General features: G+C 66.6%; 16 protein-coding genes. 8 read left to right on the top strand and 8 right to left on the bottom strand.

Annotated features, from left to right (window positions below; genetic code table 11):
* Positions 1–138: 138 nt before the first annotated feature.
* Together HMPREF2924_RS14555 and HMPREF2924_RS14560 are read right to left on the bottom strand one after the other, a co-directional pair.
* Positions 139–501, bottom strand: a complete 363-nt coding sequence (locus tag HMPREF2924_RS14555; protein ID WP_042115369.1) for a PaaI family thioesterase — start codon at positions 499–501, stop codon at positions 139–141.
* A 38-nt stretch (positions 502–539) separates the two neighbouring features.
* On the bottom strand, positions 540–2,879 hold the full coding sequence (locus HMPREF2924_RS14560; protein WP_003136018.1) for a Tex family protein: 2,340 nt from the start codon (positions 2,877–2,879) through the stop codon (positions 540–542).
* Between the two features lie 188 nt (positions 2,880–3,067).
* Between HMPREF2924_RS14560 and amgR the strand changes: the two genes are divergently transcribed.
* Entirely contained in the window at positions 3,068–3,811 is a 744-nt protein-coding gene (gene amgR / locus HMPREF2924_RS14565) for a two-component system response regulator AmgR (protein WP_003096259.1), read from the top strand.
* A gap of 94 nt (positions 3,812–3,905) precedes the next feature.
* Positions 3,906–5,225 (top strand): two-component system sensor histidine kinase AmgS, encoded by a 1,320-nt coding sequence (gene amgS, locus HMPREF2924_RS14570; RefSeq protein WP_003109988.1) that lies wholly within the window; start codon positions 3,906–3,908, stop codon positions 5,223–5,225.
* Positions 5,226–5,301: 76 nt separating this feature from the next.
* Here the strand turns inward: amgS and HMPREF2924_RS14575 are convergent, their stop codons facing one another.
* The 3 genes from HMPREF2924_RS14575 to HMPREF2924_RS14585 all read right to left on the bottom strand — a co-directional run bounded on the left by HMPREF2924_RS14575 (position 5,302) and on the right by HMPREF2924_RS14585 (position 7,887).
* Positions 5,302–6,225, bottom strand: coding sequence for an LD-carboxypeptidase (locus tag HMPREF2924_RS14575; RefSeq protein ID WP_003136006.1), 924 nt, complete (start codon positions 6,223–6,225; stop codon positions 5,302–5,304).
* Positions 6,226–6,415: 190 nt separating this feature from the next.
* Positions 6,416–7,321, bottom strand: coding sequence for a 30S ribosomal protein S6--L-glutamate ligase (gene rimK, locus HMPREF2924_RS14580; protein WP_003096254.1), 906 nt, complete (start codon positions 7,319–7,321; stop codon positions 6,416–6,418).
* 131 nt (positions 7,322–7,452) lie between these two features.
* Positions 7,453–7,887: a retropepsin-like aspartic endopeptidase RimB gene (locus HMPREF2924_RS14585; RefSeq protein ID WP_003123679.1), complete on the bottom strand. Its 435-nt coding sequence runs from the start codon at positions 7,885–7,887 to the stop codon at positions 7,453–7,455.
* A gap of 209 nt (positions 7,888–8,096) precedes the next feature.
* Between HMPREF2924_RS14585 and HMPREF2924_RS14590 the strand changes: the two genes are divergently transcribed.
* Positions 8,097–8,492, top strand: a complete 396-nt coding sequence (locus tag HMPREF2924_RS14590) for an RNA-binding S4 domain-containing protein (protein ID WP_003136003.1) — start codon at positions 8,097–8,099, stop codon at positions 8,490–8,492.
* Between the two features lie 37 nt (positions 8,493–8,529).
* Here the strand turns inward: HMPREF2924_RS14590 and HMPREF2924_RS14595 are convergent, their stop codons facing one another.
* Positions 8,530–9,333, bottom strand: coding sequence for a phosphatase PAP2 family protein (locus HMPREF2924_RS14595; RefSeq protein ID WP_003109984.1), 804 nt, complete (start codon positions 9,331–9,333; stop codon positions 8,530–8,532).
* Positions 9,334–9,445: 112 nt separating this feature from the next.
* Between HMPREF2924_RS14595 and hslO the strand changes: the two genes are divergently transcribed.
* Together hslO and HMPREF2924_RS14605 are read left to right on the top strand one after the other, a co-directional pair.
* Positions 9,446–10,339 carry an Hsp33 family molecular chaperone HslO gene (hslO, locus tag HMPREF2924_RS14600; protein WP_003109983.1) on the top strand — a complete coding sequence of 298 codons (894 nt, stop codon included), beginning with the start codon at positions 9,446–9,448 and terminating at the stop codon, positions 10,337–10,339.
* 115 nt (positions 10,340–10,454) lie between these two features.
* Positions 10,455–11,996, top strand: a complete 1,542-nt coding sequence (locus HMPREF2924_RS14605; protein WP_003096242.1) for a phosphoenolpyruvate carboxykinase — start codon at positions 10,455–10,457, stop codon at positions 11,994–11,996.
* A 57-nt stretch (positions 11,997–12,053) separates the two neighbouring features.
* On the opposite strand, the gene HMPREF2924_RS14610 is transcribed toward HMPREF2924_RS14605, so the two are convergent.
* The gene (locus tag HMPREF2924_RS14610; RefSeq protein WP_003109981.1) at positions 12,054–12,410 is read right to left on the bottom strand and encodes a fimbrial protein; all 357 of its coding nucleotides are present in this window, start codon (positions 12,408–12,410) and stop codon (positions 12,054–12,056) included.
* A 253-nt stretch (positions 12,411–12,663) separates the two neighbouring features.
* On the opposite strand from HMPREF2924_RS14610, the gene HMPREF2924_RS14615 reads away from it, so the two are divergent.
* Positions 12,664–13,266 carry a nitroreductase family protein gene (locus HMPREF2924_RS14615; protein ID WP_003136000.1) on the top strand — a complete coding sequence of 201 codons (603 nt, stop codon included), beginning with the start codon at positions 12,664–12,666 and terminating at the stop codon, positions 13,264–13,266.
* Positions 13,267–13,280: 14 nt separating this feature from the next.
* Here the strand turns inward: HMPREF2924_RS14615 and HMPREF2924_RS14620 are convergent, their stop codons facing one another.
* A complete protein-coding gene (locus HMPREF2924_RS14620) occupies positions 13,281–14,189 on the bottom strand; it encodes a LysR family transcriptional regulator (protein WP_003096239.1) in 909 nt (302 codons plus the stop codon).
* Between the two features lie 142 nt (positions 14,190–14,331).
* Here HMPREF2924_RS14620 and HMPREF2924_RS14625 point away from each other — a divergent pair, with 142 nt between their 5' ends.
* Entirely contained in the window at positions 14,332–15,567 is a 1,236-nt protein-coding gene (locus HMPREF2924_RS14625) for a 3-hydroxyacyl-CoA dehydrogenase (protein WP_003135998.1), read from the top strand.
* Position 15,568: 1 nt separating this feature from the next.
* Positions 15,569–17,359 carry an acyl-CoA dehydrogenase C-terminal domain-containing protein gene (locus HMPREF2924_RS14630; RefSeq protein ID WP_003135996.1) on the top strand — a complete coding sequence of 597 codons (1,791 nt, stop codon included), beginning with the start codon at positions 15,569–15,571 and terminating at the stop codon, positions 17,357–17,359.
* Positions 17,360–17,382 lie beyond the last annotated feature (23 nt).

Below are 17,382 nucleotides of genomic sequence, written 5' to 3' on the forward strand. Positions count from 1 at the left end.
AGAGGGAGGACGTAAATGCGTTTTCGCTTCGTCCGGGGGCCGGTCGCCGCGCCTTCGGCGGGAGCCGTCGAGGCGGGCGCCCGGCACGGATCGGGATCGCCGTTGCGCGCCACTCTGCCGCATGGCGGCCGCGCCGGTTTACAACTGGGCGAAGGTACCTTGTCCTTTCGCGACCAGTTTGTCGCCTTGCCGCACCTCGGCTTCCACCACCAGGCTGCGGCGCCCGGCATGGAGGACGCGGGCGACGCAGCGCACCTCGCCGTCGGCGACGGCGCGGATGTAGTTGATCTTGCATTCCAGGGTGACGCTCTGGCGGTCGAAACCATGGGAACTGGAGCAGGCCAGCCCCATGGTCACGTCCATCAGCGAGAACAGCGCGCCGCCATGCATGACCCCGCCGCGGTTGCGCAGGTGCGCGGCCATCGGCAGGCGTACCTCGGCGACTCCGTCGCCGAGGCTGACCGGGTCCAGGCCGACCAGTTCGCTGTAGGCGCTGATCATCTGCTCGCGGGCGGGCATCTCGCTCATGGACGGCTCCGTCACTTCTTCTTCAGTTGCTTGGCGTTGGCGAACAGCGCGGCCATGGCGTTGTTCGCCGGCGGCGCGCTCTGTCCGCGCGGGGCGCCACGCTCCTGGCGTGGCTGGCCGCCGCCGGCGGGACGCCCGCCGCGCTGGCCTTCGACCTTCTCGCCGGGGGTGTCGCTCATGCGCATGGACAGGCCGACACGGTTGCGCGGAATGTCCACTTCCATGACCTTGACCTTGACGATGTCGCCGGCCTTGACCACTTCGTACGGATCCTTGACGAACTTCTCGGACAGCGCCGAGATGTGCACCAGGCCGTCCTGGTGGACGCCGATGTCGACGAACGCGCCGAAGTTGGTGACGTTGGTCACCACACCCTCCAGGACCATGCCCGGCTTGAGGTCCTTGAGGCTCTCGACGCCTTCCTGGAACTCTGCGGTCTTGAACTCCGGACGCGGGTCGCGGCCGGGCTTGTCGAGTTCCTTGATGATGTCGGTGACGGTCGGCAGGCCGAAGGTCTCGTCGGTGAACTTCTTCGGGTCGAGGCGCTTGAGGAACGCCGAGTCGCCGATCAGCGAGCGGATGTCGCGCTCGGTGTCGGCGGCGATGCGCTGCACCAGCGGATAGGTTTCCGGGTGAACCGCCGAGGCGTCCAGCGGGTTGTCGCCGTTCATCACGCGGAGGAAGCCGGCGGCTTGCTCGAAGGTCTTCTCGCCCAGGCGGCTGACCTTCTTCAGCTCGTCGCGGGTGCGGAACGCGCCGTTGGCGTCGCGGTGCGCGACGATGTTCTGCGCCAGCGTCGAGTTGAGGCCGGAGATGCGTGCCAGCAGGGCGGCGGAGGCGGTGTTGACGTCGACGCCGACGGCGTTCACGCAATCCTCGACCACCGCGTCCAGGCTACGCGCCAGCTTCAGCTGGGACACGTCGTGCTGGTACTGGCCGACGCCGATCGACTTGGGCTCGATCTTCACCAGCTCCGCCAGCGGGTCCTGCAGGCGGCGGGCGATGGACACGGCGCCGCGCAGGGACACGTCCAGCTCGGGGAACTCCTTCGCCGCCAGTTCGGAGGCGGAATACACCGATGCGCCGGCTTCGCTGACCATGATCTTGGTCAGCTTCATGCCCGGATATTTCTTGATCAGTTCGCCGGCCAGCTTGTCGGTCTCGCGGCTGGCGGTGCCGTTGCCGATGGCGATCAGCTCGACCTGGTGCTTGGCGCAGAGCGCGGCGAGCACGGCGAGGGTCTGGTCCCACTGGTTCTTCGGCGCATGCGGGTAGACGGTGGCGGTGTCCAGCAGCTTGCCGGTGGCGTCGACCACCGCGACCTTGACCCCGGTGCGCAGGCCCGGGTCGAGGCCGAGGGTGGCGCGCGGGCCGGCCGGGGCGGCCAGCAGCAGGTCGTGCAGGTTGCGCGCGAACACGCTGATCGCCTCATCCTCGGCGCCGTCGCGGAGCTCGCCGAACAGGTCGGTTTCCAGGTGGGTATAGAGCTTGACCTTCCATGTCCAGCGCACCACCTCGGCCAGCCACTTGTCGGCGGCGCGGCCCTGGTTGGACAGGCCGAAGCGCTCGGCGATCATGACCTCGCATGGGTGCAGGGTGCCCGGCGCTTCCTCGCCGACCTTCAGCGAGGTGCTGAGGACGCCTTCGTTGCGTCCGCGGAAGATTGCCAGGGCGCGGTGCGACGGGGCGCTTTTCAGCGGCTCGTCGTGTTCGAAGTAGTCGCTGAACTTGGCGCCTTCCTGTTCCTTGCCGGGGACCACGCGGGCGGTCAGGGTCGCTTCGTTCTTCATGAACACGCGCAGCTTGTCGAGCAGCGTGGCGTCTTCGGCGAAGCGCTCCATGAGGATGTACTTGGCGCCTTCCAGCACCGCCTTGACGTCGGCGAAGCCTTTCTCGGCGTCGACGAAACGCGCGGCCTCGCTTTCCGGGACCAGGGTCGGGTCGTCGAACAGTGCGTCGGCCAGCGCGCCGAGGCCGGCTTCCAGGGCGATCTGGCCCTTGGTGCGGCGCTTCTGCTTATAAGGCAGGTAGAGGTCTTCGAGACGGGTCTTGGTGTCGGCAAGCTTGATGTCGCGGGCCAGTTCGGGGGTCAGCTTGCCCTGTTCCTCGATGCTGGCGAGGATCGCGCCGCGGCGTTCTTCCAGTTCGCGCAGGTAGCGCAGGCGCTCTTCCAGCATGCGCAACTGGGTATCGTCGAGGCTGCCGGTGACCTCTTTGCGGTAACGGGCGATGAAGGGAACGGTGGAGCCTTCGTCGAGCAGGGCGACGGCAGCGGCGACTTGCTGCGGTTGAACGCGGCCGGAGGGCAGTGCGGAGAGCTCTTCGGCGATACGGGTGTTGATGCTGTCCATTGATCCACCTGGTAAAACGAACGAAAACGGGCCGTGTAGACAACGCCCCGCCGCAAAAGCGCCGCATTATACCTGCCAAGTTTCGCCTTGGAGGGCGGCTGGTCGGGGAAAAATCTGCTAACAATGGACAGTCCGGCCCAGCCGCTACCTGGGCGATAATGCCCGCCTGACTCATTCTGGGAGTTTCTATGTCGAACCCTGCCGCCCTGGCCGAAGGTGAAAAGATCCTCGTCGTCGACGACGACGCCCGCCTGCGCCGCCTGCTCGAACGTTTCCTCGACGAGCAGGGCTACCGCGTCCGCGCGGTGGAGAACACCGAGCAGATGGATCGCCTTCTATCCCGCGAACTGTTCCAGCTGGTTGTGCTCGACCTGATGCTTCCCGGCGAGGACGGCCTCACTGCCTGCCGCCGCCTGCGCGAACAGAACAACCAGGTGCCGATCATCATGCTCACCGCCAAGGGCGACGAGGGCAGCCGCATCCAGGGCCTGGAACTGGGCGCCGACGACTACCTGGCCAAGCCGTTCAACCCGCGCGAACTGCTGGCGCGGATCAAGGCCGTGCTGCGCCGCCAGGCGCCGCTGGTGCCCGGCGCGCCTGCCGGTGCCGACGAGGTGGTGACCTTCGGCGACTACCAGCTGTTCCTCGCCACCCGCGAACTGAAGAAGGGCGACGAGGTACACATGCTGACCACCGGCGAGTTCGCCGTGCTCAAGGCCCTGGTGCAGCACGCCCGCGAACCGCTGACCCGGGACAAGCTGATGAACCTCGCCCGTGGCCGCGAGTGGGATGCCCTGGAGCGTTCCATCGACGTGCAGATCTCGCGCCTGCGCCGGCTGATCGAGCCGGACCCGTCCAAGCCGCGCTATATCCAGACGGTCTGGGGCGTCGGCTACGTGTTCGTGCCGGACGGCAACGCGCGCAAGGCCTGAGTCTCCGCGCGGCCGGTGCAGCGATGCACCGGCCGCGTCGTCTTACCCGCAACAGGCGTCGGCCCCGTCCGCCGGCGCGCAACCGGTCCGATCGATGAAAACGCCGCTCTGGTTCCCGCAAAGCTTCTTCGCCCGCACCCTCTGGCTGGTGCTGATCGTCGTGCTGTTCTCCAAGGCGCTGACCCTGGTCTACCTGCTGATGAACGAGGACGTGATCGTCGACCGCCAGTACAGCCACGGCGCGGCGCTGACCATCCGCGCGTTCTGGGCTGCCGACGAGGAGTCGCGCGCGGCCATCGCCAAGGCTTCCGGCCTGCGCTGGGTGCCGAGCAGCGCCGACCAGCCCGGCGAGCAGCACTGGCCGTACACGGAAATCTTCCAGCGGCAGATGCAGATGGAGCTGGGGCCGGACACCGAGACCCGCCTGCGTATCCACCAGCCGTCGCAGCTCTGGGTGCGCGCACCGAGCCTCGGCGAAGGCTGGCTGGCGGTGCCGCTGTATCCGCATCCCTTGCGTGGCCAACGGATCTGGAGCGTGCTCGGCTGGTTCCTCGGCATCGGCCTGCTCTCCACCGCCGCCGCCTGGATCTTCGTCCGCCAGCTCAGCCAGCCGCTCAAGCGCCTGGTGGTCGCCGCCCGCCAGTTCGGCCAGGGGCGCAGCGTGCGCCTGCCGCTGGGGCCGGAGACGCCAAGCGAAATGGCCGAGGTGTATCGCGCCTTCAACCAGATGGCCGAGGACATCGAGCAGGGCGGGCGCGAACGCGAATTGATGTTGGCCGGTGTCTCCCACGACCTGCGCACCCCGCTGACACGCCTGCGCCTGTCGCTGGAGTTGCTGCCGGAGAGCGAACGGGAGATGGTCGAGGACATGGTCCGCGACATCGAGGACATGGACGCGATCCTCGACCAGTTCCTCGCCTTCATCCGCGACGGCCGCGACGAGCCGGTGGAGGAGGGCGACCTGACCGACCTGGTGCGCGAGGTGGTGGCACCGTTCAACCAGACTCGCGAGCAGGTGCGCATGGCCTTGCAGCCGGTACCGGCGATGCCGTTGCGGCGGGTGTCGATGAAGCGTCTGCTGGGCAACCTGATCGACAATGCCCTGAACCACGGTGGCGGCTCGGTGGAGGTGGCCAGCTACGTGGCCGGCGAAAGCGCGGCGCCCTACGTGGTGCTGAGTGTGCTCGATCGCGGCCAGGGCATCGATCCCGCGGAAGTGGACAGCATCTTCAATCCCTTCATCCGCGGCGACAAGGCGCGTGGCGGCAAGGGCACCGGCCTCGGCCTGGCGATCGTCAAGCGCATCGCCGCCCAGCACGGCGGCAGCGTCGAACTGCGCAACCGCGATGGCGGCGGCCTGGAAGCGCGGGTCTGCCTGCCGCTGGGGTTGCTGCTGCCGCGCGGCGCGGCCTGATACCCGACGGGTTTGCGCCGTTCCAGCGGCACTTCCCGCCCCCTCTCGCGCTTACGGAGAGGGGCGCGCCCCGTCCCTACCAGCGCAACCGGTTTCCCTCGAGCACCGCGGTCTTCCCGTAAGGCCAGGCCCGGTTCTGCGCACCATGCCCGCTGGGCAGGTGGTGGTAGAGCGGCACCTCGATGGCGGCGGCGTATTCGCCGAAGATCCGCTCCAGGCTGTGGGCGACTTCCTTGCGCGGGCAATCGGTGAACGAGCCCAGGCAGATCGCGCCGAGCTGGCGCGCGTCGATGCTTTCTAGCAATTGCCAGAGGCTGCGCTCCAGGCGGTAGTAGGGTTCGCCGACGTCCTCCAGGACCAGGATCGACCCCGCCGGGGCGTGCAGGCCGCCGAGGGTGCCGGCCATGCAGGCCAGGGCGGTGAGGTTGCCGCCGATCAGCGCGCCTTCGACGCGTTGCTTGTGTCCGCCGAGGTGCTGCACCGGGAGTTCATGGTCGATTCCGGCCAGCAAGCGGCTGACCGAGGCCAGAGAGGCTAGCCGCTCCTGCTGCTCGCGGGGGGCGCTGAGCGGCGACAGACCGAGTCCGGTGGCCACCGGGCCGTGGATCGCAGGCAGGCCGTGGCGGTGGAAAGCGCTGAGCAACACCGAGATGTCGGAGAAACCGATCAGTGGCCGCGGCGAGGCCGTCTGCAGGCGCCCCCAGTCCAGGCCCGGCAGCAACTGGCCGCAGCCGTAGCCGCCGCGCAGGCACCAGACCGCGGAGATGTCCGGCATGTCGAAGGCGTTGTGCAGGTCTTCCAGGCGCTGCTCGACCGTCCCGGCGAGGTAGCGGTAGCGGGCTTCGACGTGGCGGCCGAGATGGTAGTCCACGCCGTGCACTTCCAGTTGCCGCAGGGTCGCCTCCAGCACGTCGGTGGCGATGGCCGAGGCTGGCGCGATCAGCGCCACCCGGCCGTCGATGGGCTGCCAGGTCTGGTCGGAGGAGGGACGAGAGGTCATGCGGCGATTCCGTGAAGCGTCAGGAAAGGATTCGAGTGCCGGAAGAGCACGGGGTTCGACGGGGTTTCCGGCATCGGTTGCGGCGGTGCTTCATTCAAGCGTGGCATGGACCTTCTGTCGAGGCCGGGATCGCCGGCGTAACGCGGTGCGTCCGATGCGCCGGGACAACGCATGCGTTGTCTGGTCCGGCTCACCCCTTTCCCTTCGTCCTGGCCAGGTGGGGGCCGCCGTTCTTTTCCAGGTACTGGATGATGATCCCGGCGATGTCCTTGCCGGTGGTGGATTCGATACCTTCCAGGCCCGGCGAGGAGTTCACCTCCATTACCAGCGGACCATGGTTGGAGCGCAGGATGTCCACCCCGGCGACGTTCAGGCCCATCACGCGGGCGGCGCGGATGGCGGTCATGCGTTCTTCCGGGGTTATCTTGATCAGGCTGGCGCTGCCGCCGCGGTGCAGGTTGGAGCGGAACTCGCCGGGCGCTGCCTGGCGCTTCATCGAGGCGATCACCTTGTCGCCGACCACGAAGCAGCGGATGTCGGCGCCGCCGGCTTCCTTTATGTACTCCTGGACCATGATGTTGTGCTTGAGCCCCATGAAAGCCTCGAGCACCGATTCGGCGGCCTTCTCGGTTTCGCAGAGGACCACGCCGATGCCCTGGGTGCCCTCCAGCAGCTTGATCACCAGCGGTGCGCCACCGACCATCTCGATCAGGTCCGGGACATCGTCCGGGGAGTGGGCGAAGCCGGTCACCGGCAGGCCGATGCCCTTGCGCGAGAGCAGTTGCAGCGAGCGCAGCTTGTCCCGCGAGCGAGCGATGGCGACCGACTCGTTGAGCGGGAACACGCCCATCATCTCGAACTGGCGCAATACCGCGCAGCCGTAGAAGGTCACCGAGGCGCCGATGCGCGGGATCACCGCGTCGAAGCCCTCCAGCGGTTGTCCCCGGTAGTGGATCTGCGGCTTGTGGCTGGCGATGTTCATGTAGGCGCGCAGCGTATCGATGACCACCATTTCATGGCCGCGCTCCCGCCCGGCCTCCACCAGGCGACGGGTCGAGTAGAGCCGGGGATTGCGCGACAGCACGGCGATTTTCATTCAGCACCTGTGGATGGGTTGGACCGGCTGGCGGGCAGCGGCGGCGAGGCTGTGGGTTGTCGTCGCGGCAGGCATTGGACCGGCCGTTTCGGGAATGGATGGAGGTTGGACAGGTGCTGCCGGCGAATGGCTCAAACCGGACTCCCGTCGAGCAGGTTGATGCCCGTCGCCGCGGGCAGGGCGGCCGGCGACTCGGGACGATCCTGGACGTAGGCCAGGGCCGGGTTGACCACCAGTTGCCCGGCGATCAGCGCCTTGGAGCCGAGCAGCACGCGATAGCGCATGGACTTGCGGCAGGCCAGGGTGAATTCCACCGGCCACATGCGATCGCCCAGCGCCAGGGTGGTGCGGATCACGTAGCGGGTCTGGGCCTGGCCGTTGGAGCTGCGAATGGTCTTGCGCGCGACCATCGGCGCTTCGCAACGGTGCCGGCGCTGTACCAGCGTGCCGAGGTGGGCGGTGAAGCGCACCCACTTCTCGCCGTCGCGCTCGAAGGGAACGATGTCCGAGGCATGCAGGCTGGAGGTGCTGGCGCCGGTGTCGATCTTCGCGCGCAGCCCGACCATGCCCAGTTCGGGAAAGGCGATCCACTCGCGCAGACCGATGACGGAAAGCTGGTCGAATGTCTTCACGGGTAGGCATTCCAGGCGTTTTGCCGGCATTCTAGCAGGGCTATGGGCGGCCGCCAGACGGCTGCCCGAGGATGCCGAAGACGAACCTAGCGGCTGTCGATGACAGTCGCGAGACAACGGCGGAACGGATACGGGAAATGCCAGTGAGCGAGAAAGACGACGACAAGGTGCGCCTGGACAAGTGGCTCTGGGCGGCGCGCTTCTTCAAGACCCGGGCGCTGGCCAAGGCCGCGATAGAGGGCGGCAAGGTGCATTGCCGGGGCGAGCGGTGCAAGCCGAGCAAGGAACCCAGGGTAGGGGAGGAATTGACCATTCGTACGGGCTTCGACGAGCGAACCGTGACGATTCGCGCGCTTTCCGTAGTCCGTCGTGGCGCGCCGGAGGCCCAGGCTCTCTACGAGGAAACCGCGGACAGCGTGGAAAGCCGCGAGCGCGCGGCGGCCATGCGCAAGGCCGGGGCGCTGGGCGTACAGACCGAGGGGCGGCCGAGCAAGAAGCAGCGGCGGCAGATCCACCAGTTGCGCGGCGGCCAGGACTGAGAAGCGCCGATCTCCCGCAGGGGAGACCGGGATGGCCTCAGGCCGAGTCGCGGACCACGCCGAGGCGGCCGATCAGCGGCAATTTCGCCAGCAGGCGGAACAGCGGTTCGGTCACCTGCACCAGCCAGCCGCTGGCCTTCGCCGCCAGCGGTGTGTAGCAGCCCCAGGCGAGGGCCAGCAGGGCCATCTGCAGGCCGCCGATGTAGTCGTCCTGGCCCCAGTGCGCGCCGGCTACCAGGCGCGGCAGCATGAACAGCACGGCCAGGGTCCAGATCAGCAGGAACTGCCCGGCGCGGCGGGCGAACAGCGACATGAACAGCGCCCAGACCAGCAGCACCGAGGCGTGGTCGCCGGGGAAGCTGCGCTTGGAGCGGTCCTTGATTTCCCACACGCGTTCCCAGTCCGGGAAGTGGTCGCTGAGGTGGATGGCCTTGTCCATCAGCATCGACAGGCTGGCGTGCTGCCAGTGCAGGTGGTGGGCGATCTTGGCGTAGAGCACGCGGATCACCACCAGGATCAGCAGGGTCACGATGAAGCCGAAGGTCAGCCGCCGTACCTGGTTCGCTGGCAGCAGCCAGTCGCCGCGAATCAGCAGGCAGAGCAGGATCACCCCGACCACCGCGTCGAACGGTCGGGTACTGAGCAGGCCCCAGAGTTTCAGCCAGGTTTCGTTGAGGGCGAGGGAGCCGTTGAGCTTGTCGAAGAGCCAGAAGTCGAAGCCGTTCATCAGCTCGCGGGTGGGGCCCCAGAGCCACAGGATCAGCAGCAGGAGCGCCAGAAGATGACAGGTGGCGAACTTGCGCCATTGCCAGGCCGCTTGGAACGGAGAGGCATTATCCATAAAATCGTTTCCCCCTATCGGCGCCGGGTCGGCGTACGACTGTCACGAAGCGCGCTTTTATAGGCCTTTGTCACTCACTTGTCATTCCCTCATTCGTAGCGTTGTGTCCCGCATGTCCCATTCAGATCAGAGCCAGCGTTTCCTTTTCGACGATACCGACGTGCGCGGCGAGATGGTCGATCTCGAGCGTAGCTACAGCGAAGTGCTGGCCAAACATCCCTATCCGGAACCGGTCGCGCAACTGCTCGGGGAGATGCTCGCGGCGGCCTCGCTGCTCTGCGGCACGCTCAAGTTCGACGGCCTGCTGGTATTGCAGGCGCGCTCCAGCGGCGCGGTTCCGCTGTTGATGGTGGAGTGTTCCAGCGACCGCCAGGTGCGTGGCCTGGCCCGCTATTCGGCGGAGTCCATCGGCGCCGACGCCGGCATGCAGGAACTGATGCCCGAAGGCGTGCTGACCCTCACCGTGGACCCGGTCAAGGGCCAGCGCTACCAGGGGATCGTCGCCCTGGAGGGGGTGAACCTGGCGGAATGCCTGTCCAACTACTTCGCCAGCTCGGAACAGCTGCCGACCCGTTTCTGGCTCAACGCCAACGGCCGCCGCGCCCGCGGCCTGCTGCTGCAGCAGCTTCCCGCCGACCGCCTGAAGGACCCCGAGGCCCGCGAGGCCAGTTGGCAGCACCTGACCACCCTGGCCGACACGCTGACCGCCGAAGAGCTGCTGGCGCTGGACAACGAGACCGTCCTGCACCGCCTCTACCACGAGGAAACCGTGCGCCTGTTCGAGCCGCAACCGCTGGTCTTCCATTGCAGTTGCTCGCGGGAACGTTCGGCCAACGCCCTGGTCAGTCTCGGGCAGGCCGACTGCGAGCGGCTGCTCGAGGAGGAAGAAGGCTCGATCACCATCGACTGCCAGTTCTGCAACCAGCGCTACCTGTTCGACGCCTCCGACGTCGCCCAGTTGTTCGCTGGCGCTGGCAGCCAGGGGCCTTCCGAGACCCGCCACTGACGATTTTTCATCCAGCGGGCTTTTCTGGCATAATCCCGCCACTTTTTTCCTGTAGTGAGTTTTTTGAAGCGCTACGAAGTTTGGAGGACTCGGCCTCTGGCCGACGGGGAACCACATGACGCAAGCCAACAACGCCGTGTACACCGATATCAGCGCCGCCCAACTGGTAGAAGAAGCCATTCGCCGCGGTGAGGGCGAACTGGCCGCCAACGGCTCGCTGGTCGTACGCACCGGCCATCGCACCGGCCGTTCGCCGGTCGACCGTTTCATCGTCGAAGAGCCGAGCACCAAGGACGCGATCGCCTGGGGCAACATCAACCGTCCGTTCCCGGCCGACAAGTTCGATGCGCTGTGGGCCCGCGTGGAAGCGTTCAACAACGCCCAGGACCATTTCGTTTCCCATGTTCATGTAGGTTCCGCCGAGGCTTACTACCTGCCGGTGAAGATGACCACCGCTACCGCCTGGCAGAATCTGTTCGGCCGTTGCCTGTTCATCGAGCCGGAGCAGTACAACCCGGCCGGCAAGGACGAGTGGCAGGTCCTCAATGTCGCCAACTTCGAATGCGTGCCCGAGCGCGACGGCACCAACTCCGACGGTTGCGTGATCCTCAATTTCGCCCAGAAGAAAGTGCTGATCGCAGGCATGCGCTATGCCGGCGAGATGAAGAAAGCCATGTTCTCCGTGCAGAACTTCCTGCTGCCCGAGCGCGACGTGCTGCCGATGCACTGCGCTGCCAACATCGGCGAAGCGGGCGATGTGACCTTGTTCTTCGGCCTGTCCGGCACCGGCAAGACCACCCTGTCCGCCGATGAAAGCCGTTACCTGATCGGTGACGACGAGCACGGCTGGGGCGAGGGCGTGGTGTTCAACGTCGAAGGCGGTTGCTATGCCAAGTGCATCGACCTGTCCGAGAAGAACGAGCCGGTCATCTGGAAAGCCATCAAGTTCGGCGCCGTGCTGGAGAACGTGGTTCTCGACGAAGAGCGTGTGCCCGACTACGCCGACGACAGCCTGACCCAGAACAGCCGCGCCGCCTACCCGCTGGAGCACGTCGAGAAGCGTTCGGAGAAGAACCTCGGCGGCGAGCCCAACGCGGTGATCTTCCTGACCTGCGACCTGACCGGCGTACTGCCGCCGGTATCGATCCTGAACAACGAGCAGGCGGCCTACCACTTCCTGTCCGGCTACACCGCGCTGGTCGGCTCCACCGAGATGGGTTCCGGCGGCGGTATCAAGTCGACCTTCTCCACCTGCTTCGGTGCTCCTTTCTTCCCGCGTCCGGCCGGCGTCTATGCCGAGCTGCTGATCAAGCGCATCAAGGCCTTCGGCTCCAAGGTCTACCTGGTCAACACTGGCTGGACCGGCGGTGGCTACGGCGTCGGCAAGCGCTTCAACATCCCGACCACCCGTGGCGTGATCGCGGCGATCCAGAGCGGCGCGCTGATCGGCGCGGAAACCGAGCACCTGGATATCATCAACCTGGACGTGCCGAAGGCCGTTCCGGGCGTCGAGACCAATCTGCTCAACCCGCGCAACACCTGGGCCGACAAGGCTGCCTACGACGAGGCGGCGAAGGGCCTGGCCAAGCAGTTCATCGAAAACTTCAAGAAATTCGAGGTTTCCGATGCGATCAAGGCCGCCGGCCCGCAGCTGTAAGCACGTTTCGGCACCATGAAAAAAACCGCCTTCGGGCGGTTTTTTCATGGGCGAACGTCAGGGGTAGGTGACGGTGATCAGGTAGTTGCCGGAGCGGCGACCGCTTCCGGCCAGCTCATAGCGCGCCGAGAAATCCCGTTCACCGATGACCGTATCGCTGGGTTGCAAGTGGCGCACCTCGCCGGTCTTCATCGAACGGATGCTGACATCCGCGGTGCGCGCCTGCATGGGACAGCCACTGAGGTGGAAACTGCCCTTGCTTTCGTCTTGGCGGGGAGCGCTCATCGAGCATGGTGGCTCGACAATGGCGCCGGTGAAGCGGATGACGCCGCTGATGCTGCCGGGGGCGGCGAACAGGTTGCTGGAAGTTCCTACAAGAAGACCGAACAAAGCCAGTTGGCCCATCCTGTTCATGAGCTTACTCCTACGTGAGTTCATCCTTATTTTTCTGCGTTCGTGCGTCCCGGGAGGGGCCCTCTCCCAGGCGCTGGCATTGGAGTGGAATATAGGACAATTCCTTAGGAAAATTCCTTCCTAGGAATAGTCCTAGTCTTAATTCTGTAAGTAGCTGCTGTGGGGCTGCGTCGGATTTATTGAAGTCTGGTTTATCTTCTCGCCAATGCTCTAGAGTGGGCGCCCCTTTGTTCCCTCGCAGTGGATTTCCCCCATGCATATCGAAGACGCCGTTCGGAGTCGCCGTGCCATCAAGGGCTACGACTCATCCTTCAGCCTGACTCGCGAAGAGAAGGACCATCTCCTGGACCTGGCACTGCATGCGCCTTCCGCCTTCAACCTGCAACACGTGCGGCTGGTCGAGGTCAGCGATCCGCAATTGCGCACGCAGTTGCGTGAAGTGGCCTGGGACCAGGCGCAGGTCACCGACGCGGCGATGCTGGTGGTGGTGTGTGCCCAGCTCGACAGTTGGGAGCGCAACGCGCAGCGGGTCTGGGACGGTGCTCCCGAGGCGGTACAGGCGTTCATGGCAGGCGCCATCGACACCTACTACCGCGGCAAGCCCCAGGTACAGCGCGACGAAGCCATGCGCAGTTGCGGCCTGCTGGCGCAGACCCTGATGCTGGTCGCCCGCGGCCAGGGCCTGGATTCGTGTCCGATGGATGGTTTCGACTTCGATGCCGTGGCCCGGCTGATCAACCTGCCGGACAACCATGTGATCGGCCTGATGGTCGCGGTCGGGAAAAAGGCCGTTGAACCCTGGCCGCGCAGCGGCAAGCTGCCGCGGGAAGAACTGGTCATCCGCGACCGCTTCTGACTGCCCGGATTCCCCTAGTCCGGTCCGGCGGCCCCGACCTGGCGGATCTGTTCGACCAGCCATTGCAGGGCGATGTCGCGTTCGCGCTGGGCCAGAAACACCAGTTCCAGGTGGAACGGGCCGAGGTCGAACGGCAGGTCGAACGATTGCAGGGGCAGCAATCGTTCGAAGTAGTGCGCCAGTTGTCGCGGCAGGACGCCGACCAGGTCGCTGTACGCGGCGATGTGCGCTGCCTGCAGGTAGTTCGGTGTGGTGTAGGCCACTTGCCGCTTGAGCCCCTGGCTGCCCAGCCACTGGTCGACCATCCCCTTGGTCTGCCCGCCGTGCACCCACAGGTGCTGTAGCTCCAGAAAGGTGGCCAGGTCGGGAGCCTGCGCCAGCAGCGGGTGCTGACGTCGGGCGACCAGTTGCAGGGTCTCGCTGGCCCAATGGCGGCGCTGGAAGCGCGCCGGGACGTTTTCGAAGCGGCCTAGCACCAGGTCCAGTTCGCCTTTGTCCAGCGCCTCGGCCGGCAAGGTCGGGGTCAGGTGCTGGATGGCGATGGAGATTCCCGGCGCCCGCTCACTCAGGCGGCGCATCAGGGCGGGCATGCAGATCAGTTCGACGTAGTCGGTCACCGCTACGGTGAAGCGCTGCCGGCTGCGCCCGGGATCGAAGCCCTCGCCGTCGCCCAGGCTCTGTTCGATCTGCCGCAGCGCCGCGCGGATCGGCGCTTCCAGCGCCAGCGCCCGGGGCGTCGGCTGCATCGCACGACCGGCGCGGACCAGCAGCGGGTCGTCGAGCAGCTCGCGCAGGCGGTTCAGTGCATTGCTCACTGCCGGCTGGCTCAGCGCCAGGCGCTCCGCCGCGCGCGAGACGTTGCGTTCGCGCAGCAGGGCGTCGAGGACGCGTAGCAGGTTGAGGTCGAAGGTTTGGATATTCATTGCCTGAATTCCAGCTATCACAAGACTAAATTTCAAAAATAGTACGACCTTCCCCTAAGGTAGTGGTCGCTTTTTGTGCGGTCGGACTGCCCCAGGTTTCGTCCACCGTTCCTCCTGCGCTCGCTACAACGAGGACAAGACCATGAGCCAGAACTTTTCCTTCCGCCAGGCCGCGGTGATCGGCGCCGGCACCATGGGTCGCGGTATCGTCATGTGCCTGGCCAACGCCGGTCTCGACGTGCAGTGGCTGGACAGCAACCCGCAGATGCTCAACCAGGCGCTCGGCGCCGTGGCCGACACCTACGCGCACAACGTGCGTCAGGGGCGCATCGGCGAAGAGGAAGCGGCCGCGCGCCGCGCCCGCATCACGCCGGTCCAGCACCTCGCCGCGATGCGCGAGGCGGACCTGGTGATCGAGGCGGTCTACGAGAACCTGGAACTCAAGCAATCGATCTTCCGCGAGCTGGACGCGGCGCTGAAGCCCTCCGCGGTGCTGGCCAGCAATACTTCCTACCTGGACATCGACGCCATCGCCGCGGTCACCGCGCGTCCGGGTCAGGTGCTCGGCCTGCACTTCTTCAGCCCGGCCCACATCATGCGGCTGCTGGAGATCGTGCGCGGCGCGCAGACCGCGCCGGCGGTGCTGGAGGCGGCCCTGGCGCTGGGCGAGCGGATGGGCAAGGTCAGCGTGGTGGCCGGCAACTGCCACGGCTTCATCGGCAACCGCATGCTCGAACCCTACGCCACCGAGGCCCGCCTGATGCTGCTGGAAGGCGCCCTGCCGTACCAGGTGGACCGGGCTCTCCAGGCGTTCGGTTTCGCCATGGGGCCGTTCCGCATGTACGACGTGGTCGGTATCGACCTGGAGTGGCGCGCCCGCGAGTTGGCCGGGGTCGGCCAGGACCAGCCGGCCGTGCAGGTGGACAACCGCCTTTGCGAGCTGGGCCGCTTCGGCCAGAAGAGCGGTGCCGGTTACTACCGCTACGCGCCGGGCAGCCGCCAGGCGGAGCACGATACCGAGGTGGATGCCCTGGTGCTCCGGGTCGCCGAGACGCTGGGCTACCCGCGGCGCGATTTCGCCGACGAGGAAATCCTCGAGCGTTGCCTGCTGGCGCTGGTCAACGAGGGCGCGAAGATCCTCGACGAGGGTATCGCCGCCCGTAGCGCCGACATCGACACTGTCTACCTGAACGGCTACGGCTTCCCCGCCGCGGAGGGCGGTCCCATGGCCTGGGCCGATCGCCTCGGCGTGGCCGAGCTGCTGCAACGCCTGCGTTTCCTCGAACAGCGCCACGGCGCGCGCTGGAAGCCGGCGTCCCTGGTCGAGCGCCTGGCCGCCGAGGGCGGAGCCTTCGCCGACCTGCAGGAGGTGCGCTGAGATGGATTACCAGGCCCCCTTGCGCGACATGCGCTTCGTTCTCCATGAACTGTTCGATGTCGGCGCGCATTGCGAACTGCTGGGCAACGGCATCGATCGCGAACTGATCGACGGCGTGCTCGAGGAAGGCGCGCGCTACACCGGCCAGGTGGTGGCGCCGCTCAATCGCAACAGCGACGAGGAAGGCGCGAAGCTGAAGGATGGCGTGGTGACCACCCCCACCGGCTTTCGCGAAGCCTACCGGCAGTACAGCGAGAACGGCTGGGCGAGCATGACCGGACCCACCGAGTACGGCGGCCAGGGCTTCCCGCAGATGGTCTCCGCGTGTTTCCACGAGATGTTGATGGCCGCCAGCCTGTCCTTCCGCGTCTATTCGGGGCTGACCGAGGGCGCCGTGCTGGCCCTGTACAAGCATGGCGACGAGGCGTTGCGGCGCGACTACCTGGCCAAGCTGGTGAGCGGCGAATGGGCCGGCACCATGTGCCTGACCGAACCCCAGGCCGGCACCGACCTCGCTCTCCTGCGCACCCGCGCCGAGGCGCAGGCCGACGGCAGCTACGCGATCAGCGGCAGCAAGATCTTCATCAGCGGTGGCGAGCAGGACCTCACCGAGAACATCGTCCACCTGGTGCTGGCGCGCCTGGCGGACGCGCCGGCCGGGGTGAAGGGCATCAGTCTGTTCCTGGTGCCGAAGTTCGTCGCCAATCCCGATGGCTCCCTGGGCGAGCGCAACAGCCTGGGGTGCGGCGCCATCGAGCACAAGATGGGGATCAAGGGCGCTTCCACCTGCGTGATGAACTTCGACGGCGCCAGGGGCTGGCTGCTGGGCCAGGCGAACCAGGGCCTGGCCTGCATGTTCACGATGATGAACGATGCGCGCTTCCAGGTCGGCCTGCAGGGCCTGGGTATCGCCGAACGGGCCTTCCAGGGCGCCCTCGGCTACGCCCGCGAACGCCTGCAGTCGCGCGCCCTGGTCGGCCCGCAGGCACCGGACAAGGTCGCCGACCCGATCATCGTGCACCCCGACGTGCGGCGCATGCTGCTGACCCAGAAGACCCTGGTCGAAGGCTGCCGCATGCTGGCGGCCTGCTGCGCACGCCAGCTCGACCTGGAACACGGCCATCCGGATGCTGACGGCCGGCGCGCGGCGACGCGCCGTGCAGCGCTGCTGATTCCCGTCGTCAAGGCCTTCCTTACCGATGTCGGCCAGGAAGTCGCCAGCCTCGGCGTACAGGTCTATGGCGGTCACGGCTTCATCCGCGAATGGGGCATGGAGCAATTGATGCGCGACAGTCGCATCACCCAGATCTACGAAGGCACCAATGGCATCCAGGCGCTCGATCTGGTCCGCCGCAAGCTGCTCGGCGACCAGGGCGGCGAACTGCTGGCGCTGCAAGGCGAACTGGCGGCGGCCAGCGAGGCGCTGCAAGGGCGTGCTGCGCTGGCGCCGCTGGTCGAGCCGGTGCTGCAACGCCTGGAGGAGTGGCGGCAGCTCACCGGCCAGGTACTCGAGGCCTGCGCCCGCGATCCCCAGGAGATCGGCGCCACTTCCGTGGACTTCCTCCAGTACAGCGCCTACGTATTGCTCGCGGCCCTCTGGTTGCAAGCCGCTGCACGAGCCCAGGAAGCGCTGGACGGCGGCTCCGGCGAGGGCGATTTCTATCGGGCCAAGCTGCGCAGCGCCGATTTCTACCTGCGGCGCATCCTGCCGCGGGCGAGCATGCACCGCGAAGCCTTGCTCGGCGGCGCCGACTGCCTGATGGCCCTGCCCGAGGAGCATTTCTCGTTCTGACGGGCGTCTCGCCCAAGGAGACC

Origin of the sequence: Pseudomonas sp. HMSC063H08 (assembly GCF_001813645.1) — a bacterium.
GTDB lineage: Bacteria > Pseudomonadota > Gammaproteobacteria > Pseudomonadales > Pseudomonadaceae > Pseudomonas > Pseudomonas aeruginosa.